A 24,538-nucleotide genomic window follows, 5' to 3' on the forward strand; every position below is an offset into this window, starting at 1 on the left:
GGCAGACCGGCCGTGGGAGGGACCCCGACATGATCCTGGAAGCACTCGGATCCGCAGTGCTCGGTCTGATCCTCGCCGGGGCGGCGGTCTACCGCCTGTCCCACCGGCTCCCGGCCCGCCCGCTGGTCCTCTCGACAGGCGTGGCCGGCGCCCTCTTCGGCGACTTCGTCACGCACACCGCTCTGGGCCCCGGCGCCGCCTGGCTGAGCCTCCTGGGCGCCGCGGTCATCGCCGCGGCCTCCCTGTCCCTCCTGCTGCGCCCGTCAGCGGGCCTACGCCGACGATCAGCGACGGCGTAGCACCGGCGCCTCTACAACGGGCGCAAGGACACCCCGGACACCCCCTAGGGGCGCGGGGCTGTGCTTGATATGCGGCTCCGCCGCGTGGGCGCGACAAGCCACAACAGACCCGCAGCCGCGCAACTCCCCGCAACCACCCCCACAGGGCGCTACGCCGCCAAGCCCAGCGCAGCCATCCGCTTCGTGTGCGCCTCGGTGATCCGCGAGAACATCCGCCCGACCTCCGCGAGATCGAACCCGTCGGCCACCCCGCCCACGAGCATCGTGGACAGCGCGTCCCGGTCGGCGACCACCCGCTGGGACTGCGACAGCGCCTCGCCCATCAGCCGCCGCGCCCACAGCGCCAGCCGGCCGCCCACGCGCGGGTCGGCGTCGATGGCGGCCCGCACCTTCTCCACCGCGAACTCGGCGTGCCCGGTGTCGTCGAGAACGGCCAGAACCAGTTCCCGGGTGTCGGAGTCGAGCCGGGCCGCGACCTCCCGGTAGAAGTCGCTCGCGATCGAGTCGCCGACGTAGGCCTTGACCAGGCCCTCCAGCCAGTCCGAGGGCGCGGTCTGCTTGTGGAAGCCGTCGAGCGCGGCGACGAACGGGTCCATCGCGGCCGTCGGCTCCTCGCCGACCTCGGTCAGCCGGTCCCGCAGCCGCTCGAAGTGGTGGAACTCGGCCGAGGCCATCTTCGCCAGCTCCGCCTTGTCCGCGAGGGTCGGCGCCAGCTTCGCGTCCTCCGCGAGCCGCTCGAACGCCGCCAGCTCCCCGTACGCGAGCGCGCCGAGCAGGTCCACGACGGCGGCGCGGTAGTGCGGGTCGGCGGAGGCCTGCGCCCAGTCCTGGGCGGCGACGCCCGTGGGCGCTGCGGAGTCGTTCTCAGGCTTGTCAGAGCTAGTCATGAGCCGCACAATAGTCCGCTCGCGTGGCCCCGGAAGGTGCTGGTGGATCAGTGTGACCACCATGACGTGACCAAATCGGCCATCGCATGTGCGTGAATCCGGGGTATGGTGGTAATGCGCCTGCCAGAGTGCGTCGACGGTGTTCGACGTCTCCCGACAGGGCGCACGCATGAGGATGCCCGGTCGGTGGCCCGATCGGCTCCGACCCGACAGCCCTCCCTGGCCGTACGGCGAAGACCGTACGACGACAGGAGGGACCCTCAGCGGTACGAGCGCTAGAGCGTCGGCAGAGGTCCCGTGCTTTACGGCTTGCCCGAGTGGTTCGCCCGTACGGCAGCCGACGTCCCCGGCACGGTCAGTCATGACCCCCGCGCTCGCCTCGCACCGCGCACACAGAAGAGGCATGACCCTGACTACGACGTTTCGAGAACTCGGAATCCTTCCCGAGACCGCCGAGGCCCTGGAGGCCGTCGGCATCATCACTCCCTTCCCCATCCAGGAGATGACGCTCCCCGTCGCCCTTTCCGGCACGGACGTCATCGGCCAGGCCAAGACCGGCACCGGCAAGACGCTGGGCTTCGGTCTTCCGCTCCTGGAGCGCGTCACCGTCCCCGCCGACGTCGAGGCCGGACGCGCCGCCCCCGAGGCCCTCACCGACGCCCCGCAGGCCCTCGTCGTCGTCCCCACGCGCGAGCTGTGCACCCAGGTCACCAACGACCTGCTGACGGCCGGCAAGGTCCGTAACGTACGGGTGACCGCGATCTACGGCGGCCGGGCCTACGAGCCGCAGGTGGAGGCCCTGAAGAAGGGCGTCGACGTCATCGTCGGCACCCCGGGCCGGCTGCTCGACCTCGCGGGCCAGAAGAAGCTCAACCTGAAGCATGTCAAGTGCCTGGTCCTCGACGAGGCCGACGAGATGCTCGACCTGGGCTTCCTGCCCGACGTCGAGAAGATCATCGACATGCTGCCGGTCAAGCGCCAGACCATGCTGTTCTCGGCGACCATGCCGGGCGCGGTCATCGGCCTCGCGCGCCGCTACATGTCCCGGCCCACGCACATCCGCGCCACCGCGCCGGACGACGAGGGCGCGACGGTCGCGAACATCAAGCAGTTCGTCTACCGCGCGCACAACATGGACAAGCCGGAGATGGTGGCCCGCATCCTGCAGGCCGAGGGCCGCGGACTGGCGATGATCTTCTGCCGCACCAAGCGCACGGCCGCCGACATCGCCGAGCAGCTGCAGCGCCGCGGGTTCGCCTCCGGCGCGGTCCACGGCGACCTTGGCCAGGGCGCCCGCGAGCAGGCGCTGCGCGCCTTCCGCAACGGCAAGGTGGACGTCCTCGTCTGCACCGACGTCGCCGCTCGCGGCATCGACGTCGAGGGCGTGACCCACGTCATCAACTACCAGTCCCCCGAGGACGAGAAGACGTACCTGCACCGGGTCGGCCGTACCGGCCGCGCGGGCGCCAAGGGTACGGCGATCACGTTCGTCGACTGGGACGACATCCCGCGCTGGCAGCTGATCAACAAGGCGCTGGAGCTGGACTTCAACGACCCGGTGGAGACGTACTCGAGCTCCCCGCACCTGTTCTCCGACCTCGACATCCCCGCGGGCACGAAGGGTGTTCTGCCGCGTTCGGAGCGGACCCGTGCGGGTCTGGAGGCGGAGGAGCTGGAGGACCTCGGCGAGACCGGTGGTCGCGGTGCGCGCGGTCGCGGTGGCCGGGGTGAGCGCGGTGGCCGTGGCGGCCGCGCCGAGTCCGGCGCCGCCTCGGCGGAGCGCGAGGGTCCGTCCCGCACGCCGCGCCGGCGCCGCCGCACGCGCGGTGGCACTCCGCTGGATGCCACCACCGACGCTACGACTGCTCCGACGCCGGTCGCCGAGTCCGGCCCGGCGGACGAGTCCCCGACGGCACCCCGCGCCCTGCGCCGCCGTCGCCGCACGCGCGGCGGGGTCACGCCGCAGCCGGTGCCGGCCACCGAGGCCGCCGACTCTGCCGTGGAGACGGTGGACACGGTGGAGGCTCCGGCCCTGCCGGACGCCCCGGAGAAGCCGCGCCGCCGTCGTACCCGCAAGTCGGCGGAGCCGACGGTGACGGCGCCGGTCGAGACTGTGGTCGAGCCCGCGGCGGAGCCGGTGGCCGAGACGACGGTGACGGTGACGGAGGCCGTGGCGGCGTCCGACACCGCGACCGTGGAAGCACCGGAGGCGAAGCCGCGTCGCCGCACCCGCAAGACCAGTGCGGAGACGGCCGTAGCCACGGCCGAGTCCACCGAGAACACGGACGAGGCCACCCCCGCGCCCAAGCCGCGCCGCACCCGCAAGACGGCGGCAGCTGCCGAAGCCGCGGTGGACACCGCCGAAGCCACGGAGACCAAGCCGCGCCGCACCCGCAAGACAGCGGCAGCTGCCGAAGCTCCGGAAGCCCCCGAAGCGGAAGCCAAGCCCCGCCGCACCCGCAAGACGGCAGCAGCGGCCGAGGCCGCAGTGGACACCGCGGAAGCGACCGAGGCCAAGCCGCGCCGCACTCGCAAGACCGCGGCAGCTGCCGAGGCTCCGGAAGCCACCGAAGCCGAGGCCAAGCCCCGCCGCACCCGGAAAACGGCCGCCACCGCGGCCGTGGACACCGCCGAGGGCACGGAAGCCAAGCCGCGCCGCACGCGGAAGACGGCCGCGGCCGCCGAGGCTCCGGAAGCCGAGGCCAAGCCCCGCCGCACCCGCAAGAGCACGGCAGCCGCCGAGGCCACCGACACGGCCGAAGCCACCGAGGCCAAGCCCCGCCGCACCCGCAAGACCGCGGCAGCTGCCGAAGCCCCGGAAGCCGAGGCCAAGCCGCGCCGCACCCGTAAGACGGCTGCTGCCGTCACGGACGTGGACGGTGCCGCCGAGGTGGCCGTGCCGAAGGTGCGGCGGACTCGTAAGGCCGTCGCCGAGACGGCCGGTGCGGAGATCCCGGCGCAGGCCACCGAGGAGCCGGAGGCCAAGCCGCGGCGCCGTACACGCAAGGCCGCGGCGGCCGTCGAGGTCACCGAAGGCTGATCCGGCACCCCGTCACCGACGGCCCGGCCCACTCTCTGTGGGCCGGGCCGTCGTGCATTCGGCACACCGCCACCCCGACGACACCCGGAGCCCCCACCGCGGCCCGCCACAACCCGCCTCCCGGCACGGCCAACTCCTTTCCCTACCGCGCCCACAGCCGCCCGTCATCCCCTCCTCCCGCACGCCCCCTACGGCCGGACACGGCCCGCATCCCCACCGGCCCCCATCGCAGCCGAACGGCCTCCCCTCCTGCCGCGCCCCCAGCCCGCCTCGGTCACCTCCCCGCCATCCACACCGCGCCCGGCGCACCTCCCCCTGCCCCGCCCACACGAGCCCAGCCCGGGCTGCCCCCTACCGCACCCACCGCAGGCTGCCCCAGCCGCCTCCTCACCGCCCCCATCGCAGCCGAACGGCCTCCCCTCCTGCCGCGCCCCCAGCCCGCCTCGGTCACCTCCCCGCCATCCACACCGCGCCCGGCGCACCTCCCCCTGCCCCGCCCACACGAGCCCAGCCCGGGCTGCCCCCTACCGCACCCACCGCAGGCTGCCCCAGCCGCCTCCTCACCGCCCCCATCGCAGCCGAACGGCCTCCCCTCCTGCCGCGTCCCCAACCCGCCTCGGTCACCTCCCCGCCATCCACACCACAGCCCGGCACACCTCCCCCGCCCCGCCCACCGAGCCCAGCCCGGCTGCCTCCCCACCGTGCCCACCGCAGGGCCGCCCCGGCCGCCTCCTCGCCGCCCCCAGCGCACCTGCCACGGCCCTTCCCCTGCCGCGCCCCACCCCGGCCCACCTCCCCACCGCGCCCACCGCACCGCCTCCCTGCCGTCCCCCCTCACCCCAGCCGCCTCCCAGCCGTCCTCCCTCGACCGATAGCCTCTCCCCCATGAGCAGGCCCGCCACCTTTGTTCCGCCGCCCGGTGCTCGTGCGTACTCCTTGGGGACCGTGCGTGGGGAGTTCGCCGTGGTCGACTCTCCCGTGGCCGACGGGGTCGAGCCGCGGGGGGTCGCGCTGTTGTTGCCGGGGTTCACCGGGAGCAAGGAGGACTTCAATCCGCTGCATGTGCCGCTGGCGCGGCGCGGGTATCGGACCGTGGCCGTCGACGGGCGCGGGCAGTACGAGTCGGACGGGCCCGACGCCGATGAATCCGCCTATGCGCAGCGGGAGTTGGCGCGGGACGTGGTGGCGCAGGCCGAGGCGCTCGGTCGGCCGGTGCATCTGCTGGGGCACTCCCTGGGCGGGCAGATCTCGCGCGCGGCCGTGCTGCTCGACCACGCCCCCTTCCGCTCACTGACCCTCATGGCCTCCGGCCCCGCGCAGATCTCGGAGTCACAGCAGCAGCGCGTGAAGCTGCTGCGGGACGCGCTCGCGGTGATGAGCATGGCCGACGTGTGGGACGCGATCCAGGCGATGGAGACGCCCGAGGAGACCGAGACGGCGGCACTCGACGACGGTCTCGACGACCGGGACGACCTGCGGCGCCGCTGGCTGGGCACCAAGTCCGCCCAACTCCTCGCCACCGGGCGACAGTTGTGCACGGAGCCGGACCGCGTCGCGGAACTGGCCGCCGTACCGCTGCCGTTCCACGTCCTGTCGGGTGCGCGGGACGACACCTGGCCGTTGCCCCTGCTGGACGACATGGCCCTGCGGCTGCGCGCGCGGCGCACGGTGATCGAGGACGCCGAGCACTCCCCCAACACCGACCAGCCCCTGGCCACGGCCCGCGCGATCGCCGACTTCTGGGACACCGCCGCCGTCGAACGCCGCTAGCGACGCCGTCAGTACTGCCCCTGCAGATGGTCCCAGAAGCCGTCCCTGAGGGCTCGGCGGAGGTCCGCCTGGCCGCGCAGGGAGTACTGCAGCAGACCCTCGGCCTCGACCAGCAGGTCCTGGTCGACGGAGCCGGGGAGGTAGGGGTGACCGGGCAGGAGGTCGGCCAGGGACTCGCGGCCCCGGGCGGCCAGCCATTTCGCCGCGATCTGGGCGCCGACGAAGCGGACGTTCTCGCGGGTGGGGCGGGTGCCGGTGGTGGCCTCGTAGGCGGCGGCCGTGCGGCGGGAGACGTACGGCTTGAAGAAGTCGAGGTCGAGGGTGCGCTGGCTGTCGACCTCCCAGAGGAGGGGTTCCGCCTGGTTACGGCCCTCGGGGGCCTCGATGCCCCAGAGGTGGACCCGGGCGCCGTACCCCTGCGCCGCCTCGACCGCCGAGACCAGGTCCTCGTCGCCGCCGAGGAGCGCCGCGTCGCTGATGGCGCGGTGCCGGGCCAGGGACTCCAGGTCGGAGCGGATCAGTGAATCGACGCCCTTCTGCTGGTTGTTGGCGTTGAGGTTGCCCAGGCGGACCTTGACGTCGGGCAGTTCGGCGATGGTCTGCTGCTCGGCGGTGTGGATGCGGCGGCGGGCGCCGTCGTACCAGTAGACGCGCAGCAGGCGGCTGTCCGCGAAGACCGAGCGGGCCCGGTCGATGAGGGCCTCGATCAGGCCCTCGGCGTCGAGGTCGAAGGCCCGGCGGTCCTCGGTGCCGGCGACCAGCCGGCCGGCGGCCGCGTACAGATACCCCGCGTCCACGAAGATCGCGTGGGTGGAGGGCGTCTTCGCCACCTCGGCGAGCATGCGTTCCAGCAGCTCGTTCGTGCGGTCGATGCGGGCGCCCAGGGCGGCCAGGTCGTCGTTCATCGCCTCCATTGTCCCGGTGGTCACGCTGTGGACACAACCGATCCCGGTCGGTCCGGCTCGCGATGCTTACCGGTCGGTAATTAGCCGTTCGAAAAATTTCTTTAGCGTAGGGAATGTTTGTAACATGCAGCTCGTTGACTACCTACGAGACCGGAGACAGCTCCGGCACACCGAGTAGTTCTCCTCAGGAGGATGACCAGACGAAGGGAGAAGCCCATGCGCTTCGAAATCATGCGACTCGACGAGGTCAACGGCACCACCGTGGACAGCACCGTCGTGGACGCCGCCTCCGTCAACCGGATCGTTCAGCAGGCCGCCGCCATCGGACAGCGCCTGTGGATCCGCCCGGCCGAGACCCAGGCCTCGTAACGCTCACGCGTGGCGCGCCACTCAAGCTTTCCGGGGGAGCCGAGCCGACGAGGGCTCAGCTCCCCCGGATCACCTGAGTGATCCCGTTGATGATCTGCTGCACGGCGATCGCGGAGAGCATCATGCCCGCGAGCCGCGTCACCAGCACGACACCGCCGTCCTTGATGACCCGGATGATCAGCAGCGAGTAGCGCATCACCAGCCACAGCACGACATGGATCGCGAGGATCGCGCACCACACCGAGATCTGCGCGGACACGCTGCCGGCCTTCTGCACGGCCAGGATCACGGACACGATCGCACCGGGCCCGGCCAGCAGCGGCATACCCAGGGGGACGAGTGCGACGTTCACGTCCTTGGTCTGCTTCGGCTCGTCGGTCTTGCCGGTGAGCAGGTCCAGCGCGATCAGCAGAAGCAGCAGACCGCCCGAGATCATCAGCGCGGGGACGGAGACGTGCAGATAGTCGAGGATCCGGTGCCCGAGCACACCGAACGTGGCGATGACCCCGCCCGCCACACACACGGCCTGGAAGGCCATGCGCCGCTGCACCTTGGCCGGCCGGCCGGCGGTGAGGGCGAGGAAGATCGGGGTGATCCCTGGGGGATCCATGATGACAAAGAGGGTCAGAAACAGAGAGCCGAAGACAGCGACGTCGAACATGGTGAACCTTGCAGGATGAAGCCACCGCCGTGGGCCGTCGTCGCGCAGGGCGGGACGGACACAGCGGGACGGACGGGCACGGCGGACAGCGCCGAGTGAGCGGAAAGCAGGAGGGGCTGGGCTGAGAGAGGGGCTGGGCTGGAGAGGGGACTGCGTCAGATCCCGCCGGTGCCCGGGACGGGGAACGCCCCGGTGGCCCGTCGCGTGATCTCCCCGTACACCTCGGGGTCGGTCGTGTACGCGCCCAGGGACACGGCCTTGCGGCTGCCGTGGTAGTCCGAGGAGCCCGTGACCAGCAGATCCAGGTCCTTGGCCAGGGCCCGCAGCCGGTCGCGCGCGTCGGCGTCGTGGTCCATGTGATCGACCTCGATGCCGTCCAGGCCGGCCTCGGCCAGCTCCGCGATCCGGGACTCCGGGACCGTACGGCCGCGCTTGGCGGCCGCCGGGTGCGCGAACACACAGACCCCGCCCGCGCTCTTGACCAGCCGGATCGCCTCGAACGGGTCGGTCTCGTGCTTCTCCACGTAGGCCCGGCCGCCGTCGGCCAGCCAGTCCTCGGTGAACGCGTCGCTCACGGTCGGTACGACGCCCAGCTCGACCAGGGCCGTCGCGACATGCGGGCGCCCCACGGAGCCGCCGGCGGCGATCCGCTCGACCTGCTCCCAGGTGACCGGCACGCCCAGCGCGTTGAGCTTGGCGATCATGGCCTGAGCCCGCGGCACCCGGTCGTCCCGCACCAGCTCGCGCTCGGCGAGCAGAGCGGGCTCCTCGGGGTCGAAGAGGTAGGCCAGCAGATGCATCGAGATGCCGTCGACACGGCAGGACAGCTCGGCGCCGGTGACCAGGGTGAGCCCCTCGGGCAGCGCGGCAATCGCCTCGGCGTACCCACGAGTCGTGTCGTGATCGGTCAGCGCGACGACGTCCAGCCCACCGGCGGCGGCATGGCGCACCAGCTCGGCGGGGGTGTCCGTACCGTCGGAGGCCGTGGAGTGACAGTGCAGATCGATGCGCACGCGAACTCCAGGCAGTGACGGACGGAAGGGGACACCTAAGGATAGCGGGATTTTCAAGCACCACTGTCACACCCGAAACCACTCAGTGCCCCCTACTGGAACTGCCCAAGGGGCGCGGGGCTGTGCTCGATGTGCGGCTCCGCCGCGCGGGCGCGACCAGCCCACAACGCACCCGCACCGCCCACGGCGAGAACCCGGCACCAGTGGGCGCTACGGCCGAAGCAAGCGCGGCGACAACGCTCCGCACGGCACCAGATCCAGCTCCGCCCCCGCGTCCCGCAGATCCGTCAGCACCAGCTCGTCGTACATGAGCAGCCCCGCCTGCTCGGGCCACATCACCGCCCACACCCACATGCCGAGCGCCTCACCGGCGAAGACGGCGCGGTCGTCGGGGGTGCGGTAGACATGCCAGAGCGGGGTCGGGCGGCCGGCGGCGAGGACCTTGGCCTGGGGCGGCTTCTCGACGTTCATGTACGACCCCGGGTCGGGGCCGTCGATGCCCGCGTACCGCGCGCCGAGGCCGACGCCGAGTTCTTCCGCGACCAGGATGAGTTCACCCGGGCCGCCGAGCGGGCCGGGCCCGGAGCAGGCGACGGCGGTCGCGCGGCCGCCGCTGCGGTCGTCGCCCGCGTAGGCCACACCGGTGAAGAGCCAGCCGACGGGCAGCGGCCAGGGCATCCACACCGGGACGTGGGTGCGGTGCACGACGGCACCGAGGGCTTCGACGCTGGGCGGGATCACGGGCTGCAGCGGATACACCGTGCCGTGCACATCGCACTGCCACGAATCGGCGAAGAGACCGGGAGCCCTGACCCGGCCACCACACCTCGGGCAACTGGGTTCGCCCCTCATAGGGCCCCACGGTCCTACCCCTGCCCGCCCACGTCAAGGACGATCACCCGTCCGGACGGAACCCTTGACCACGCCGAGATGCATGCATCTCGCATTTATTAGAGGAGCTAAATTGAAAGGGGGGAATGCATGGACGTTCTGCGACGCCCTGAGGCGGTCCGGGCCGTGGCCCGGCGTCACCGCCTTCACCAACTGGCCGAACACGGCCGGGGTTTGGTGAGCTTGCTCACTCCAGCGGGACGGACTTACGGGCGGGATCCCTCAGATCCGTCCCGCTGGCGAGCCAGCGCTCCTGGAGCGCCTGCGCGCCGTGCACCCGCTTCCAGGCGGCCTCGTTCGGGGTCATCGGCAGCAGCGGCAGGAACCGTACGGGCTCCATCGGGTCGTCCAGCTCCAGGTCCTCGACCAGACCGCCGGGCTCGCCCACCAGGACCGAGGTGAAGGGGGCGCCGGGCCACAGCGGATCACCGACGTCCAGGGAGGCCCCCGGGGCCACGATCAAGCCCTCCACCTGCGGGGACGCGGCCAGCACGGCGAGCGGACGGAGCACCTTGTCGGTGTCGGCGAGGCCCGCGCGGACGGAGAGGACCAGCTCGGCGCGGGGGCCCTTGACCGGGTCGGCGAGCACCGCGGTGGGGTCGGCCATGGGGTGCGCGGACATGCCGAGGGTGGCGTACCGCAGGACGTCCCCCTCCTGGAACCGGAGCACCTCGATGCGGTCCGTACCGAGGAAGGTGACGGCGGCGCGCGCGTTCGGCGTGCCCAGCGCGGTGGTCAACCGTGCCTCGACCAGAGGGAGAACATCAACCATGCCGCGAGCATAGAACTCGTCAGCAGCGGGCAAAGCGGCGCCTTGACAGTTCGGGCGACTGCTACGCTGAGCCGATGGTTCGGGACAGTGCGCAGAGCGTGCTTGTCAAGTCCCGACACAGGGGACTCCCTTACGAGGGACCGGCCGGAGGAGGTGGGGCTGTCATGGATCGAAGTCGACCGTGCAGTACCACTCGCTCTTCCGCCCGCTGATCCGGTCACTGGCTGGTTTCCGGCTGAATGCCGCCTTCCCGTGCGTATCGCCCATCGGAAGAGCACTTCGTCTCGCTTTGCCTGATCCGTCTGATCACTCGGTCTGCCTGATCTGAATCAGTTCCGCATCAGTAGCGAAGTCGCCACCGCGACGGTGCGGTGCTCCCCGCTTTGCGGACGTGCCAAACATCCCGCAGTCAGGACGTCCCCATTCCGGGTAGTTCCACCCGTTGCCGTGCGGTCTTTCGTTGCCTGTCGCGAAGGAGCCTGCCCATGTCGATGATCCGCGACCTGCGCGCCGCGGTCCGTCCGTCCCGTGTCTCGCCGCGCAAGAACGCGAGCACGGCGTCGTACGACACCACGCGTGACCCGGCCACGCCCTCGGCCGTCGTGGACTGCGCCGTCTACCGTGACGGCACCCGCGTCGAGAGCGCGGGGCCGCTGAGCCCGCACGAGGCGATGCGGCTCGTGCGCCGGGACGGCGGCTTCGTGTGGATCGGGCTGCACGAGCCGACCGAGGCCGAATTCGCCGGTATCGCGGGCGAGTTCGGGCTGCACCCGCTGGCCGTCGAGGACGCGGTGCAGGCTCACCAGCGACCCAAGCTGGAGCGCTACGACGACTCGCTCTTCACCGTCTTCAAGACCATCCACTACGTCGAGCACGACCGGCTCACCGCCAACAGCGAGGTCGTCGAGACCGGCGAGGTCATGTGCTTCACCGGCCGGAACTTCCTCATCACGGTCCGGCACGGCGGCAAGGGCTCGCTCAGGGCGCTGCGGCACCGCCTGCAGGACGACCCGGAGCTGCTCGCCAAGGGCCCCTCGGCGGTGCTGCACGCGATCGCCGACCATGTCGTGGACGGCTACATCGCGGTCGCCGACGCGGTGCACGACGACATCGACGCCGTGGAGACCGAGGTCTTCTCGCCGGGCCGCAAGGGCGGGGTGTCCCGTGGTGTGGACTCGGCCCAGATCTACCAACTCAAGCGCGAGGTACTGGAGTTCAAGCGCGCGGTGGCTCCCCTGCTGCGCCCGATGCAGCTGCTGAGCGAGCGGCCGATGCGGCTGATCGACCCGGACATCCAGAAGTACTTCCGGGACGTCGCCGACCATCTCGCCCGGGTCCAGGAGCAGGTGCTGGGCTTCGACGAACTCCTCAACTCCATTCTCCAGGCCAACCTGGCGCAGGCGTCCGTCGCGCAGAACGAGGACATGCGCAAGATCACCGCCTGGGCCGCGATCATCGCCGTACCGACGATGGTGACCGGTGTGTACGGCATGAACTTCGACCACATGCCGGAGCTGCACTGGAAGTACGGCTACCCGCTCGTCCTGAGCCTCACCATCGCCATGTGCGTGGGCATCCACCGGGTGCTCAAGCGCAACGGCTGGCTGTGACCAGGCGCTGGATAGGCTGGGCACATGACAAGCGAGCTGCTCGACCGGGCCCTCATCGAGGAGGCCGCGAAGAAGTCCGGGCTCATCTGGGTCCGGGGCGCCGGGGCCCCAGCCGCGCGTGCGCTGTGGCATGTGTGGCACGAGGGTGCGGTGTGCCTGGTCGGTGACGGGCCCGGTGAGCAGCCGCTGGAGGGGCTGGTCGACGGGGGCTCCGCCGAGGTGACCGTGCGCAGCAAGGACAAGGGCGGCCGGCTGGTGACGTTCCCGGCGGCCGTGTCCGAGCTGCCCGCCGGCTCGGCCGAGTGGGAGGCGGCCGTCGCCGAGCTGAAGGGCAAGCGCCTGAACGCGCCCGACGGGGAGCAGATGCCGGCGCGCTGGGCCCGGGAGTGCCGAGTGCTGCGCCTGACTCCGGCCGGGGCTGTCGTTCCGTTGCCTTCCGGCAGCTTGGCGGAGGTTCCGGTGGCGACTGCGGCGACCACACGGCGACCGGTGCCCGCGGGCCTGCCGAAGCTTCTCGTGAAGCGCCGGAAGCGAAAGTGAGTGCGGAGCGAGGAGTGCACCGCAGCAGCGGAGAAAAGTTTCGCTACGACGTCGGCAGCTGCTTGCCGTAGTCGACGGTCTCACCCTTTGCGGGTTCGGACACGGCGAAGTCCTTACCCCAGTCGGAGAAGCTGAGCGTGCCGGCTCCGCCGGCGCGAACCAGGCGGAGTGGATACGGCGTGCCCTCCAGGGAGACGTCGAGGCTGCCGCCGGAGCCCTTGTCGCCGGTGATGCGGATGGTGCGGGTGCCGGCGTCGTCGTGATGGCCGTCCGTCGCCAGCGAGCCGTGCAGTGTGAGCAGTCCCTCGAGGAGGACGTCCTTGTCCGTGAAGCCGCTGAACTTCTTGTACGCGGGATCGCCCTGCGGCACCTTCACGTACTTGCCGTTCAGCGTGAGGGCCGCGTCGCCGCTCTGCCCGCCCGCCTGGTTCCAGAAGTCCGCGTCGGCCTTCAGGTACAGCTGCTCGCCGATCCGCAGCAGCTTGAAGGTCGACCCCTTCGAGGTCACCGAGCCGGTCCCGCCGTCGGCCTTGAGCCGCATGTCCAGCTGGTACGTGCGGCCGCTGGTGACCACGGTCCCGGACAGCCGTACCGCCGGTGCCCCCTGGGCGGCCGCCCGGGTCTTCGCCTGGATCTTGTCGGCGGGCAGCTTGCCCACGCCGTTCGTCCCCGCGTCCGGATCGTCGCCCCCGCACGCCGTCAGTACCGCCACCCCGGTCAGGGCCAGTGCGCACAGGGCGGTCGCCCGCGCGGCCCGACGGGTACGGCCCTGGGGAATCGCAGTCACAGAGAGCGCTGCCTTTCTGAGGGTTCCTGAGCGGCGTACGGCAGCGTACCCGTGCCTCGGCCGCCCGGCGGAGCCAGTCCGTCCGGACCGCCCACCAGGGCGTATCCGACCGGTAAGGGCTAGCCTGAAGCGCACCCGAGCGAGCAAATCCGAGCAATTCACTGATCTATTCACAAAGAAAGCGGAACACCCCAGAAAGGGGCGATTCCCAGGTCACGTCAGCAGAGGAAGCACAGCCATGGCAGCCGGCGCCCCCCGGATCTTCGTCTCGCACCTCGCCGGGGTCCCCGTCTTCGACCCGAACGGCGACCAGGTGGGCCGTGTGCGCGATCTGGTCGTGATGCTGCGCGTGGGCCGCCGGCCGCCACGGCTGCTCGGGCTCGTCGTCGAACTGACCACCCGGCGCCGTATCTTCCTGCCCATGACCCGGATCACCGGTGTCGAGTCCGGCCAGGTCATCACCACCGGCGTGATGAACGTCCGGCGGTTCGAGCAGCGGCCCACCGAGCGGCTGGTCTTCGGGGAGCTGCTGGACCGGCGCGTGACGCTGGTGGAGACCGGCGAGCAGGTCACCGTCCTCGACGTCTCCGTGCAGCAGCTGCCCGCCCGCCGGGACTGGGAGGTCGACCGCGTCTTCGTCCGCAAGGGGAAGAAGGCGACCACCTTCCGGCGGGCCAAGGGCGAGACGCTGACCGCCGACTGGTCCGCCGTCACCGGCTTCTCCCTCGAAGAACACGGACAGGGCGCCGAGAGCCTGCTCGCCACCTTCGAGCAGCTGCGCCCCGCCGACCTCGCCAACGTCCTGCACCACCTCTCCGCCAAGCGGCGCGCCGAGGTCGCCGCAGCGCTCGACGACGACCGCCTGGCCGACGTCCTCGAAGAGCTGCCGGAGGACGACCAGATCGAGATCCTCGGCAAGCTGAAGGAGGAGCGCGCGGCGGACGTCCTGGAGGCCATGGACCCCGACGACGCGGCCGACCTGCTGTCCGAGCTGCCCGAGGACGACAAGGAGCGGCTGCTGAGCCTGATGCAGCCGGCCGACGCGGCCGACATGCGCCGTCTGATGTCGTACGAGGAGCACACGGCCGGCGGTCTGATGACCACCGAGCCGATCGTGCTGCGCCCGGACGCCACCGTCGCCGACGCGCTCGCCCGGGTCCGCAACCCCGACCTCTCCCCCGCGCTCGCCGCCCAGGTCTACGTCTGCCGCCCGCCCGACGAGACCCCGACCGGCAAGTACCTGGGCACGGTCCACTTCCAGCGGCTGCTGCGCGACCCCCCGTACACCCTGGTCAGCTCCCTCGTGGACGAGGATCTGCAGACCCTGGCCCCGGACGCCGCCCTCCCCGTCATCGCCGGGTTCTTCGCCACGTACGACATGGTGGCCGCGCCCGTGGTGGACGAGTCCGGGTCGCTGCTGGGCGCGGTGACCGTGGACGACGTACTGGACCACATGCTGCCCGAGGACTGGCGGGAGACCGAGTTCCATCTGGACGAGGGAGAGGGGGCGGCCACGCATGGTTCCTGAGCGCGAGAGCACCCGCGAGCGCACTCCGGCGGGCGCCACGGCGGCCACCCGGCCCCGTACGCCCCGCCTGGACCAGCCGCGCCCGCCGCGCCACCGGTTCCTGCCCGAGTGGGACCCGGAGGCCTTCGGGCGGCTGTCGGAACGGATCGCCCGCTTCCTGGGCACGGGCCGCTTCATCGTCTGGATGACGGTCGTCATCGTCGTGTGGGTGGTGTGGAACATCGCCGCGCCCCAGCACCTGCGCTTCGACACGTACCCGTTCATCTTCCTGACCCTGGTGCTGTCCCTGCAGGCCTCCTACGCCGCCCCGCTGATCCTGCTCGCGCAGAACCGGCAGGACGACCGCGACCGGGTCAACCTGGAGCAGGACCGCAAGCAGAACGAGCGGTCCATCGCCGACACCGAGTACCTGACCCGGGAGATCGCCTCGCTCCGCATGGGCCTCGGCGAGGTCGCGACCCGGGACTGGATCCGCTCGGAGCTGCAGGACCTGGTCAAGGAGCTGGAGGACAGACGGCGTCACGACGGGCATGTCGTATTCCCGGCGGAACGGTCAGAACGGTCTCCGCGACGTGACACAGACGACCGCTGAGGGGCATCCCGAAGGCCCCTCACGGCGCCGTACCATCGTGCTTATGGCTACGGAAGACGCGGTGCGCGAGGCACTGGCGACGGTGAACGACCCCGAGATCAACCGACCCATCACCGAACTGGGGATGGTCAAATCGGTGGAGATCGGGGAGGACGGCGCGGTCGCGGTCACCGTGTACCTGACGGTCTCCGGCTGCCCCATGCGCGAGACGATCACCCGGCGCGTCACCGAGGCGGTCTCCCGGGTCGAGGGCGTCACCCGCGTCGACGTGACGCTGGACGTGATGAGCGACGAGCAGCGCAAGGAGCTGGCGACGGCCCTGCGCGGCGGCCAGGCCGAGCGCGAGGTCCCCTTCGCCAAGCCCGGCAGCCTGACCCGGGTCTACGCGGTCGCCTCCGGCAAGGGCGGCGTCGGCAAGTCCTCGGTGACGGTGAACCTGGCGGCCGCCATGGCCGCCGACGGCCTCAAGGTGGGCGTGGTCGACGCCGACATCTACGGCCACAGCGTGCCGCGCATGCTGGGCGCCGACGGCCGTCCCACGCAGGTCGAGAACATGATCATGCCGCCGTCCGCGAACGGCGTGAAGGTCATCTCCATCGGTATGTTCACCCCGGGCAACGCGCCGGTGGTCTGGCGCGGCCCGATGCTGCACCGGGCTCTGCAGCAGTTCCTGGCGGACGTGTACTGGGGCGACCTGGACGTCCTGCTGCTGGACCTCCCGCCGGGCACGGGCGACATCGCGATCTCGGTGGCCCAGCTGGTCCCGAACGCGGAGATCCTGGTCGTGACGACGCCGCAGCAGGCGGCGGCCGAGGTGGCCGAGCGCGCCGGCTCCATCGCCGTCCAGACCCACCAGAAGATCGTCGGCGTGGTCGAGAACATGTCCGGCCTGCCCTGCCCGCACTGCGACGAGATGGTGGACGTCTTCGGCACGGGCGGCGGCCAGCTGGTCGCCGACGGCCTCACCCGCACCACGGGTACGACCGTCCCGGTCCTCGGCAGCATCCCCATCGACGTCCGCCTCCGCGAGGGCGGCGACGAGGGCAAGCCGGTCGTCCTGACCGACCCCGACTCCCCGGCGGGCAGCGCGCTCAGGGCGATCGCCGGGAAGCTGGGCGGACGGCAGCGGGGGCTTTCGGGCCTGTCGCTGGGGATCACCCCGAAGAACAAGTTCTGAGAACTGTTCGGCAGGGGACCAGCGCGGGGGCTCTTCAGTGCAGGGGGCTCTTCAGCGCGGGGACCCCAGGGGAGTCGCCAGGGAGTCTTCAGCAGGGGCGAGGAGCCCTACGGGGCGGGGCGCCGAAACGCTTCGGCGCCCCATGGTCACGCGTAAGCGGCGATGTCCTTCACCACGGCGAACCCGAGACCGTACGCGCTCATGCCCCGCCCGTACGCCCCCAAGTGCACCCCCGCCTCGGTCGTACCGGCGAGCACCCACCCGAACTCGGACTCCCGGTAGTAGAAGGGTGCCGCGGCGCCGTCCACGGGAAGAGAGAGCTTGGACCACTCCGGCCCGTCGAGATCGTCGGCCAGGGCCCACGCCGTCTCCGTCTGCTGCTCCAGCCAGTCGTCCCGCAGCGTGTGATCCATCTGCCCGGGCCAGGTGCACGTCAGCAGCCCCACCCCGGCCAGCCACGCCGCCGAGGAGACCGAGGTGGCCTCCAACAGCCCCGTACCGTCGGCACTCCGCCGCGACGGCTGCGCGGAGACGGTCACGACCACCGCGAACTTCTCCCGCGGCTCCCCCGCGGAGCCGGTCTCGCCCCGTACGGTGGGCTCGTCCCCGTGCCCGATCGAACCGTGCTCGACGGCGCCGTCGGCCGCCGTACCGACCTGCATCAGCCAGCGCGGCCCGGTGAAGGCCTCGTCGAGGCCGTACCAAGGGAAGGGCGCCTGCAGGTATCCGTCGATCGCGCGCCGGGCGGAGGCCAGCTGCTGTTCACCCGCCGCGACCGGCGCCTTTGCGCCCACCTGACTCGTCGTCTCCATCTGCCGGACGCCTCCTCGCTCTCGTCGGACCAGCGTGGCCCGCCCCCCTTCGGGCGTAGTCGTCCGGTCCGCACAACAACTCGGCAGCATAGCCACACCGCTGAGAGCCGCAGGGCAGGCGCTGGATGCGTGGGTCGTATGAACGGCCTGTTCGGGCCGTGTGCGACGGGTATGTGATATGACACGCGTCACGTGCGGGGCATACGCCCCCGTGCGCGTGTCGGTGCAGACCGGGCGCGGGCACGGCTCAAGGGGGCGCACAGGAGCAGGTGGCCCAAGGGATCAGGCGGCGTACCCGATCACGTGGCGTCGGCGTCGAACGGCGGCCGCTCGTCCTTGCCGAGTTCCTCGGGCTTCTTGGTCATGTCCACGCGCCCCGCGGCAGCGGCTCCCGAGGCCGAGGAGCCCGAGGACGACGAGGACGCGGACACCTCGCTCTCCCGGCCGTTGACGGCGTCGGTGACCTCGGCCATCTCCTGCTTCAGATCGAATCCGTTGCGGATCTCCTTCAGCCCCAGTTCGTCGCTGTCCAGCTGCTTGCGGATGAACGTCTTGGGGTTGAGGTCCTCGAACTCGAAGTCCTTGAATTCCGGGCCCAGTTCGCTACGGATGTCCTGCTTGGCGCTCTCCGAGAACTCGCGGATCTTCCGGATGGTGCGCGTCACGTCCTGGATGACCTTCGGGAGCTTGTCCGGACCGAAGACGAGCACGGCGATCACCACGATCGTCAGCAGCTCCAGTGGCCCTATGTCATTGAACACCTGACGCTCCCATTGCGATGTCCTCGGTCGCTCAACGGTACCCGGCGTTCCTGTCCGACCGGTACCGTCCCGAGGTGAGACTTCTGTCAGTTCTGTTCCGCCGCGCCCAGCCGGAGCGTGACCTCCTGGTCGGTTCCGCCGCGCCGGACGGTCAGCCGTAGCGAGTCGCCGGGCCGGTGCGCGCGGATCTTGACGATCAGCTCCTCGGCCGTGTGCACGGGCTGCCCGTCGACCTCGGTGATGACGTCGCCCGCCTTGAGTCCGGCCTGCTCACCGGGGCCGCCCCGGGTCACGGCGGGGCCGCCGCCCGCGCTCTTGTCGTCGATACGGGCACCGTCGCCGGTGTACGCCATGTCGAGGGTGACGCCGATCACGGGGTGGGTCGCATGACCGTCGTTGATCAGTTCCTCGGCGACGCGCTTGGCCTGGTTCACGGGGATGGCGAAGCCCAGACCGATGGAACCGGACTGGCTGCCGCCCGATTCGGTGCCGCTGTCGGCGGAGCGGATGGCGGAGTTGATGCCGATCACCTGGGCGCGGGAGTCGAGCAGGGGCCCGCCGGAGTTGCCCGGATTGATGGCGGCGTCGGTCTGCAGCGCGTCCACGTAGCTGACGTCGCTCCCGTCGCCCTTCTCGCCGCCGGCCGTGATGGGCCGCTCCTTGGCGCTGATGATGCCGGAGGTGACGGTGTTGGCGAGGTCGAAGGGGGCGCCGATGGCGACGACGGGGTCGCCGACGCGGACGTCGTCGGAGTTGCCGAGGGTCAGCGGGGTGAGCCCGTCCATGCCGCGGACCTGGACGACGGCGAGGTCGTAGCCGCTGTCGTGACCCACCACCGCGGCCTTGACGCTGTCACCGCTGCTGAACGTCACGGATATCTCCCCGCCCGATCCGGCGGGCGCGACGACGTGGTTGTTGGTGAGGATGTGGCCCTGGGCGTCGAGCACGAAGCCCGTCCCGGTGTCCTGCTGGTCGGTCCCGCTGACATGCAGCGTGACGACACTGGGCAGCGCCCGCGAGGCTATCCCTGCCACGCTGTCCGGCGCCCGCCCGGCGGGCACACGCCCGCCCTGCGGCAGCCGCACATCACCGCCGAACCCCTCCCGCTCGACATAGGCCCCCACCACCCCACCCACACCGGCCGCAAGAAGGGCGACCACAAGACTCCACACAACGAGAAACCGCCGCCTACGCCGCGCACCGGCCGACCCCTCTCCCTCGCCCTGCCGCAACACCCCCACCTGCTCAACAGGCGAACCACCGCCCCAGGGGTCATAACGCCGCACAGCATCCCCGACGGCCTCGGGCGGTGACGGTGTCCCTTGGGTGGTGGGGGTGGGGCTGGGGAGGGGAGCGGTGGAGCTAGGGAGGGGGGTGGTGGGGCTGGAGGGAGGGGCGACGACGTCGGGGAGAGGGGTGGTAGGGCTGGGCAGGGGGGTGGCGGCTGGGAGAGGGGTGGCGGCGGGGTCGGGGTCGGGAAGACCGGCGGCGGGAGCGCCGGGGGACGGGGTGCCGACAGGTGCCGGAGCGCCGCCAGCCGCTCCGCTGGTGGCAGGACCAGTGACCAGGGGAGCGCCGGGGGCGGGGCTGTCGGGGGTTGATCCACCGAGGGCCGGTCCACCGGGGGCCACACCATCGACAGCCGCGCCGCCGCCAACCTGCCCGCTGACGGCACGATCAGTGGTGGCCGGAGTGCCGGGGGCCACACCGCCGACAGCCGGAGCGCTGGGGGCGGGGGCCCCGGGGGTCGCCGTGGGAGTGCCGGGGGCGGGTGCGTCGGGGGCGACGGGGTGCGGCCCGGGTACGGGTGCGGGAACCCCCGGTGCAGGGGCAGGAGCCCCGGGTGCTGAGGCCATGGGCCCCGGTGCCGGAACACCCGTGGGGGTGGGCATCGACGCACCGGGGGCAGGAGGGGGCATCGGCACCGGGGCGTGAGCCACAGGTGCCGGGGGCGGCGGAGCCGTCGGGGCGGGCATGGGTGTGCCCTGCGCCGGAGCTGCCGCCGGGTGCTGTACGGGCGGTGCGGGCGCCCAGGGGCCCGGCTCGCCGTAGGGCGGAGTGCCGTAGGGATCGGGGTCGTGCAAGGGCTTCGGCCGCTCGGTGGGGGCCGCCCAGGCGGTTTCTCCGCGCGCGGACGCCACGCCGGGCGCTACGCTGCCGTCCTCCTCGGCCCCAGCCGTCGGCCCCGACACCGGCTTGGCCAGCTCGAAGTCCCCGTCGGCTACGGCCTCGGCCCCGGCCGCCCGAGCAGTCTCGGCGTCCCCGGAGACTACGACGTCCACCTTGTCGGACCCTGCACTCTCCAACCCGGCCGCGCGAACAGACGACGCGCCCCCGTCGACAACAGGCTCCGCCCCATCCGACCCTGCACTTTCCGACCCGGCGCTCCCCGACCCAGCCGTCTCCACCTCAGCCGTCGGCACGGACGCGGCCACGGTCACCGGACGCGCCAACTCGAAGTCCGCCGACCCGGAGCCCGTCGGCTCAGAACCGGTCGACTCGAAGCCCGCCGCCCCCGAATCCACCGGCTCGGCTCCCTTCCGCCCGCAGCCCATCCGCTCGGAATCCGTCAGCCCAGAACCCGCCGACCCCGAACCCGCCGACTCGAAGCCCGCCGTCCCCAAACCCACCGGCCCAGAACTCGCCATGGACTCAGCACCCGCCGCACCCCGATCCACCGGCCCGGAATCACCCGGCTCGGAGCCCATCCGCTCGGCCCGCAACGGCTCGACGGCGCCCGGCAATTGGCCGCTGCCGGCGCTCGTCCACTCCGCAGCGTCGGTTCGGTCAGCCGGTGTCGGTGCTGTCCCCGCCGCTTCCTCCGGTCCCTCCGGTTCTTCCCCCGGCGGGACACGGTTGCCCTCGTTCATGCTCTCTCCACGGCTGGCCGCGGTCGCGCGGTTCGGCGGCGGCCACGGAACGTCGGCTGTGTCCGCGGGTCGCCGCGGACACGATCCTCACAGGATTCAACCAGGTTCGCGGGCCGTGGCGAAGTGGCCGGTCAGGGCGTTTGGCGGGGTACGGAGGCCGACGGTGAGGGAGTGGGGGTGGCGGCGCCGGGGACGGGGGCGGTCAGCAGGCTCGAGCCGGTGGCTCCGGGGAGCGTGGACGTCACTCCCGGGACCGTGGGCCAGGCGGTGAGGGGGTAGACCACGGTGTCGTCGAGCGGGCGTATCAGCGGGGAGACGGCGGCCGCACCGGCCATGACCGGCGCGGTCAGGCCACGCACGGCATCGCCCTCGGCCCGGCTCGTACCGGACGGCAGTCCGGGCACCAGCGGTGCGGACATCGACATCGGGACGACCGGTGTCTGCCCGAACTGGCTGCCGCCCGAGGCGAGCAGCGGCCCCACGGCACGACGGCGCTGGCTGTCGGGCGTGGCTGCGGCGCCCGCACCCGTGCCGGCCGAGCGCGCCGGGATGACGTTGCTGCCGGTGCCTCCGCCGCCGCGGGCGTCCGCGGTGGTGTCACCGGGGACGGCGGTGGTGACGCCCCCGAGGGCGACCGCGGCCAGCGACACGGCGCCGGCGGCGGCCACGGCGAACCGCAGCCCGCGCGAGGCGGAGCGGCCGTCGTCCGGGCGGCCGACGGGATGGATGCGGAACCCGCGTTCTTCGGCGGCGGGGACGGGGCTCTCCGGGACGGCCGGGCCGTGCGGGCGGGCGGGGACGTATCCGAACGCGAAGCGGTCGGCGCGCCTCGTTCCGAAGACACCGAAGACGCCGAAGCCGCCGAGGACGCCGGAGGCACCGGGGGCCGCCGCGGTCTCGTCGTCGGGGCCGCGTCCGAAGAGGCCACCGCCGGGCGGCGACGTGCCGTCGTCGTCCAGGTCGCCTCCGCCGGGAAGGCCCTGGAGGCGGGCGAGCAGGCTCGCCGAGGGCGGCGGCGGGGCCGCCTCCGCGAACACGTTCTTCAGTCGGCGCTGGGCGTCCGCCTCCGCCTTGCACCGGGCGCAGGTGGCCAGGTGCGCGAGGACCCGCTCACGCGACTCATGACCGAGCTCGCCGTCCACCAGGGCGGAGAGTCGGTCTCCCAGGTGCTGCTCTGCGAGGTGGGCCCCCGCAGGTTTCGGCCGGGTTCCACTCACGCGGTCGCGCCCCCTCCCCCCAGAGCGGGCACACGGGTCAGGAAGGAGCGCCGCTCGGCCGCGCGCGCCTCCGGGGACCGGTGCGCGAGGGCCTTGCGGAGCTGGGAGCGGCCGCGGTGGATACGGGAGCGCACCGTGCCGAGCTTCACGCCCAGGGTCGCGGCGATCTCCTCGTACGACAGTCCCTCGATGTCGCACAGGACGACGGCGGCGCGGAACTCGGGCGCGAGGGTGTCCAGGGCCTGCTGGACGTCGGCGTCGAAGTGCGCGTCGTTGAAGAGCTGCTGCGGGGTGGGCTCGCGGCTGGCCAGGCGATCGGCCGCGTCCTCGCCGAGGGCGTCGAAGCGGATGCGCTGCTTGCGCCGGACCATGTCCAGGAAGAGGTTCGTGGTGATGCGGTGCAGCCAGCCCTCGAAGGTGCCCGGCGAGTACGTCGACAGGGAGCGGAAGACACGGACGAAGACCTCCTGGGTGAGGTCCTCGGCGTCGTGCTGGTTTCCGGTCAGGCGGTAGGCGAGGCGGTAGACCCGGGCACTGTGGGTGCTGACGATCTCCTCCCACGTGGGCGGAGTCCACGCCTGCCCGTCCGCGTCGGTGGAGAAGGTCGCGGTCTGGGCCTCGCCTGCGGCGAGACCGGCGTGGTGGTCAGCAGCGGTGTCGGTCACGGATTTCGGCCTGCCCGCCGACCCGAGGAAGCGCCGCAGCACTCCACCCCGATCCCCGGGCGCAGCCGCACCTCCCCTGTCGGCTCTGGTGGTGTCCAGTGGAGCCCCTACCATAGCCACCTCGCCCGTTAGCTCCGGATAAGCGGTTTTACGAGAATTTGATACACGCTGACACGGCTCATGCGGCTGCGTCAGCAGTTGCTCGGCGTCCTGATCCACCTCTTACCCCCCGTCGCACATCCGGCCACCGTCTCAACCCGGTAAACGTCCAGTCCCATCTGCGGGTTCCCGACGGCAACGGATACAGTCACGCCCAGGCATTCACGGGGACAGGAGAGGGTCATTACCGGCAACCGGCAGACGAGCTGGGCCTTCGCCGACGCCTTTGTCGCCGAGGACGAAGCGCTGCGCTGGGCCCGTGACCGGGCCCGCGAGGCAGGGCTGCGCTCGGTGTCGCCCGGCACGGGCGCCGCGCTGCGACTGCTCGCCGCCTCCGTGGACGCGAAGGCCGTCGCGGAGATCGGCACCGGCTGCGGAGTGTCCGGAATTCATCTGCTGCACGGCATGCGCCCGGACGGGGTGCTGACCACGGTCGACCCGGAGCCGGAGCACCAGCAGTTCGCCCGGCAGGCCTTCCGCGCCTGCGGGTTCGCCAGCAACCGGGCCCGCTTCATCCCCGGCCGCGCCCTGGACGTCCTGCCCCGGCTCGCGGACGCCGGCTACGACCTCGTCTTCTGCGACGGCGACCGGCTGGAGTACCTGGACTATCTCGCTGAATCGTTGCGCCTGCTGCGACCGGGCGGTCTGGTGGTCTTCGAGGGCGTCTTCGCGGGAGGCCGTACGGTCGGCTCGGGGCCTCAGCCCACGGAGGTGCTGCGGCTGCGGGAACTGCTGCGCGCGGTGCGCGAGAGCCAGGAGCTGGTCACCTCGCTGCTGCCGGTGGGCGACGGCCTGCTGTGCGCCGTCAAGCGCTGACCGGTTCGCCGCAGAGCGGGACCACGGGGCTCGATACGCGGCTGCCCCGGCACCGCGTACGATGCCGGGGCAGCCGTGAGGACTGGGTCGCTGACGCGTCAGACGACGACGTTCTTCAAGGCGTCGGCGAGCGCCGCGGCCTCGTCAGGGGTCAGCTCGACGACGAGTCGACCGCCGCCTTCGAGCGGAACGCGCATGACGATGCCCCGCCCCTCCTTGGTCACCTCGAGCGGGCCATCACCCGTCCGCGGCTTCATGGCCGCCATGCTCGTTCCCCTTCCTGAAACCAGCTCATCGTCTGCCGAGAGCCCTCGGAGGGCATCCGCGGTTCCGGTACGGACACGCGACACCGGCATCGAACACATTGCTTCCCGGCCATTATCCCGCATGGCAGGAC

At 71.8% G+C, this 24,538-nt stretch carries 23 protein-coding genes; 10 read left to right on the forward strand and 13 right to left on the reverse strand.

The annotated features are described in order from the left end of the window. The first annotated feature begins 29 nt into the window (after nt 1–29). Complete coding sequence (locus tag AB5L52_RS15730; protein WP_369364579.1) at nt 30–299, forward strand: hypothetical protein; 270 nt, start codon at nt 30–32, stop codon at nt 297–299. Between the two features lie 149 nt (nt 300–448). Here the strand turns inward: AB5L52_RS15730 and AB5L52_RS15735 are convergent, their stop codons facing one another. Beyond that, nucleotides 449–1,186, reverse strand: coding sequence for a ferritin-like fold-containing protein (locus AB5L52_RS15735; protein ID WP_369364581.1), 738 nt, complete (start codon nt 1,184–1,186; stop codon nt 449–451). Nucleotides 1,187–1,688: 502 nt separating this feature from the next. Between AB5L52_RS15735 and AB5L52_RS15740 the strand changes: the two genes are divergently transcribed. Both AB5L52_RS15740 and AB5L52_RS15745 read left to right on the forward strand, forming a co-directional pair. After that, nucleotides 1,689–4,226, forward strand: coding sequence for a DEAD/DEAH box helicase (locus tag AB5L52_RS15740; protein WP_369368884.1), 2,538 nt, complete (start codon nt 1,689–1,691; stop codon nt 4,224–4,226). Between the two features lie 885 nt (nt 4,227–5,111). Then, complete coding sequence (locus AB5L52_RS15745; protein ID WP_351024149.1) at nt 5,112–5,996, forward strand: alpha/beta hydrolase; 885 nt, start codon at nt 5,112–5,114, stop codon at nt 5,994–5,996. An 8-nt stretch (nt 5,997–6,004) separates the two neighbouring features. On the opposite strand, the gene AB5L52_RS15750 is transcribed toward AB5L52_RS15745, so the two are convergent. Next, a complete protein-coding gene (locus AB5L52_RS15750; protein ID WP_351024152.1) occupies nt 6,005–6,901 on the reverse strand; it encodes an NYN domain-containing protein in 897 nt (298 codons plus the stop codon). A gap of 216 nt (nt 6,902–7,117) precedes the next feature. Here AB5L52_RS15750 and AB5L52_RS15755 point away from each other — a divergent pair, with 216 nt between their 5' ends. Further along, nucleotides 7,118–7,270, forward strand: a complete 153-nt coding sequence (locus AB5L52_RS15755; protein ID WP_351024154.1) for a hypothetical protein — start codon at nt 7,118–7,120, stop codon at nt 7,268–7,270. 55 nt (nt 7,271–7,325) lie between these two features. Here the strand turns inward: AB5L52_RS15755 and AB5L52_RS15760 are convergent, their stop codons facing one another. The 4 genes from AB5L52_RS15760 to AB5L52_RS15775 all read right to left on the reverse strand — a co-directional run bounded on the left by AB5L52_RS15760 (nt 7,326) and on the right by AB5L52_RS15775 (nt 10,607). Beyond that, nucleotides 7,326–7,931 carry a MarC family protein gene (locus tag AB5L52_RS15760; protein ID WP_351024157.1) on the reverse strand — a complete coding sequence of 202 codons (606 nt, stop codon included), beginning with the start codon at nt 7,929–7,931 and terminating at the stop codon, nt 7,326–7,328. 155 nt (nt 7,932–8,086) lie between these two features. Further along, complete coding sequence (locus AB5L52_RS15765) at nt 8,087–8,944, reverse strand: PHP domain-containing protein (RefSeq protein ID WP_369364587.1); 858 nt, start codon at nt 8,942–8,944, stop codon at nt 8,087–8,089. 210 nt (nt 8,945–9,154) lie between these two features. Then, nucleotides 9,155–9,796, reverse strand: coding sequence for a DUF6758 family protein (locus tag AB5L52_RS15770; protein ID WP_351024162.1), 642 nt, complete (start codon nt 9,794–9,796; stop codon nt 9,155–9,157). A gap of 226 nt (nt 9,797–10,022) precedes the next feature. Further along, nucleotides 10,023–10,607 carry a suppressor of fused domain protein gene (locus AB5L52_RS15775; protein WP_369364589.1) on the reverse strand — a complete coding sequence of 195 codons (585 nt, stop codon included), beginning with the start codon at nt 10,605–10,607 and terminating at the stop codon, nt 10,023–10,025. A gap of 485 nt (nt 10,608–11,092) precedes the next feature. Here AB5L52_RS15775 and AB5L52_RS15780 point away from each other — a divergent pair, with 485 nt between their 5' ends. Further along, a complete protein-coding gene (locus tag AB5L52_RS15780; RefSeq protein ID WP_351024167.1) occupies nt 11,093–12,217 on the forward strand; it encodes a magnesium and cobalt transport protein CorA in 1,125 nt (374 codons plus the stop codon). Nucleotides 12,218–12,241: 24 nt separating this feature from the next. Next, nucleotides 12,242–12,757, forward strand: a complete 516-nt coding sequence (locus tag AB5L52_RS15785) for a hypothetical protein (protein ID WP_351024170.1) — start codon at nt 12,242–12,244, stop codon at nt 12,755–12,757. Between the two features lie 43 nt (nt 12,758–12,800). Here the strand turns inward: AB5L52_RS15785 and AB5L52_RS15790 are convergent, their stop codons facing one another. Next, nucleotides 12,801–13,544 (reverse strand): hypothetical protein, encoded by a 744-nt coding sequence (locus AB5L52_RS15790; RefSeq protein ID WP_351562119.1) that lies wholly within the window; start codon nt 13,542–13,544, stop codon nt 12,801–12,803. Nucleotides 13,545–13,782: 238 nt separating this feature from the next. Between AB5L52_RS15790 and AB5L52_RS15795 the strand changes: the two genes are divergently transcribed. The 3 genes from AB5L52_RS15795 to AB5L52_RS15805 are packed head-to-tail and all read left to right on the forward strand — an operon-like array spanning nt 13,783 to nt 16,841. Further along, the gene (locus AB5L52_RS15795) at nt 13,783–15,072 is read left to right on the forward strand and encodes a CBS domain-containing protein (RefSeq protein WP_351024176.1); all 1,290 of its coding nucleotides are present in this window, start codon (nt 13,783–13,785) and stop codon (nt 15,070–15,072) included. Then, a complete protein-coding gene (locus tag AB5L52_RS15800) occupies nt 15,062–15,664 on the forward strand; it encodes a DUF1003 domain-containing protein (protein WP_351024179.1) in 603 nt (200 codons plus the stop codon). Before AB5L52_RS15795 ends, AB5L52_RS15800 begins: the two co-directional genes overlap by 11 nt. Nucleotides 15,665–15,707: 43 nt before the next feature. After that, on the forward strand, nt 15,708–16,841 hold the full coding sequence (locus AB5L52_RS15805; protein ID WP_351024181.1) for an Mrp/NBP35 family ATP-binding protein: 1,134 nt from the start codon (nt 15,708–15,710) through the stop codon (nt 16,839–16,841). Between the two features lie 146 nt (nt 16,842–16,987). Here the strand turns inward: AB5L52_RS15805 and AB5L52_RS15810 are convergent, their stop codons facing one another. From AB5L52_RS15810 to sigE, 5 genes are all read right to left on the reverse strand, one after another. After that, nucleotides 16,988–17,653: a hypothetical protein gene (locus AB5L52_RS15810; RefSeq protein WP_351562114.1), complete on the reverse strand. Its 666-nt coding sequence runs from the start codon at nt 17,651–17,653 to the stop codon at nt 16,988–16,990. Between the two features lie 299 nt (nt 17,654–17,952). Next, nucleotides 17,953–18,414 carry a sec-independent translocase gene (locus AB5L52_RS15815; protein ID WP_351024186.1) on the reverse strand — a complete coding sequence of 154 codons (462 nt, stop codon included), beginning with the start codon at nt 18,412–18,414 and terminating at the stop codon, nt 17,953–17,955. A gap of 86 nt (nt 18,415–18,500) precedes the next feature. Continuing rightward, nucleotides 18,501–20,555 (reverse strand): trypsin-like peptidase domain-containing protein, encoded by a 2,055-nt coding sequence (locus AB5L52_RS15820; RefSeq protein WP_369368886.1) that lies wholly within the window; start codon nt 20,553–20,555, stop codon nt 18,501–18,503. Nucleotides 20,556–21,415: 860 nt separating this feature from the next. After that, complete coding sequence (locus tag AB5L52_RS15825; protein ID WP_369364598.1) at nt 21,416–22,501, reverse strand: zf-HC2 domain-containing protein; 1,086 nt, start codon at nt 22,499–22,501, stop codon at nt 21,416–21,418. After that, nucleotides 22,498–23,208, reverse strand: a complete 711-nt coding sequence (sigE, locus tag AB5L52_RS15830) for an RNA polymerase sigma factor SigE (RefSeq protein WP_351024191.1) — start codon at nt 23,206–23,208, stop codon at nt 22,498–22,500. The genes AB5L52_RS15825 and sigE overlap by 4 nt, the downstream gene beginning before the upstream one ends. A gap of 234 nt (nt 23,209–23,442) precedes the next feature. Here sigE and AB5L52_RS15835 point away from each other — a divergent pair, with 234 nt between their 5' ends. Then, nucleotides 23,443–24,141: an O-methyltransferase gene (locus AB5L52_RS15835; protein ID WP_351562192.1), complete on the forward strand. Its 699-nt coding sequence runs from the start codon at nt 23,443–23,445 to the stop codon at nt 24,139–24,141. Between the two features lie 98 nt (nt 24,142–24,239). On the opposite strand, the gene AB5L52_RS15840 is transcribed toward AB5L52_RS15835, so the two are convergent. Further along, nucleotides 24,240–24,407, reverse strand: coding sequence for a DUF3117 domain-containing protein (locus AB5L52_RS15840; protein WP_004950282.1), 168 nt, complete (start codon nt 24,405–24,407; stop codon nt 24,240–24,242). Nucleotides 24,408–24,538: the final 131 nt, after the last annotated feature.

This window comes from Streptomyces sp. CG4 (assembly GCF_041080655.1).
Classification (GTDB): Bacteria; Actinomycetota; Actinomycetes; order Streptomycetales; family Streptomycetaceae; genus Streptomyces.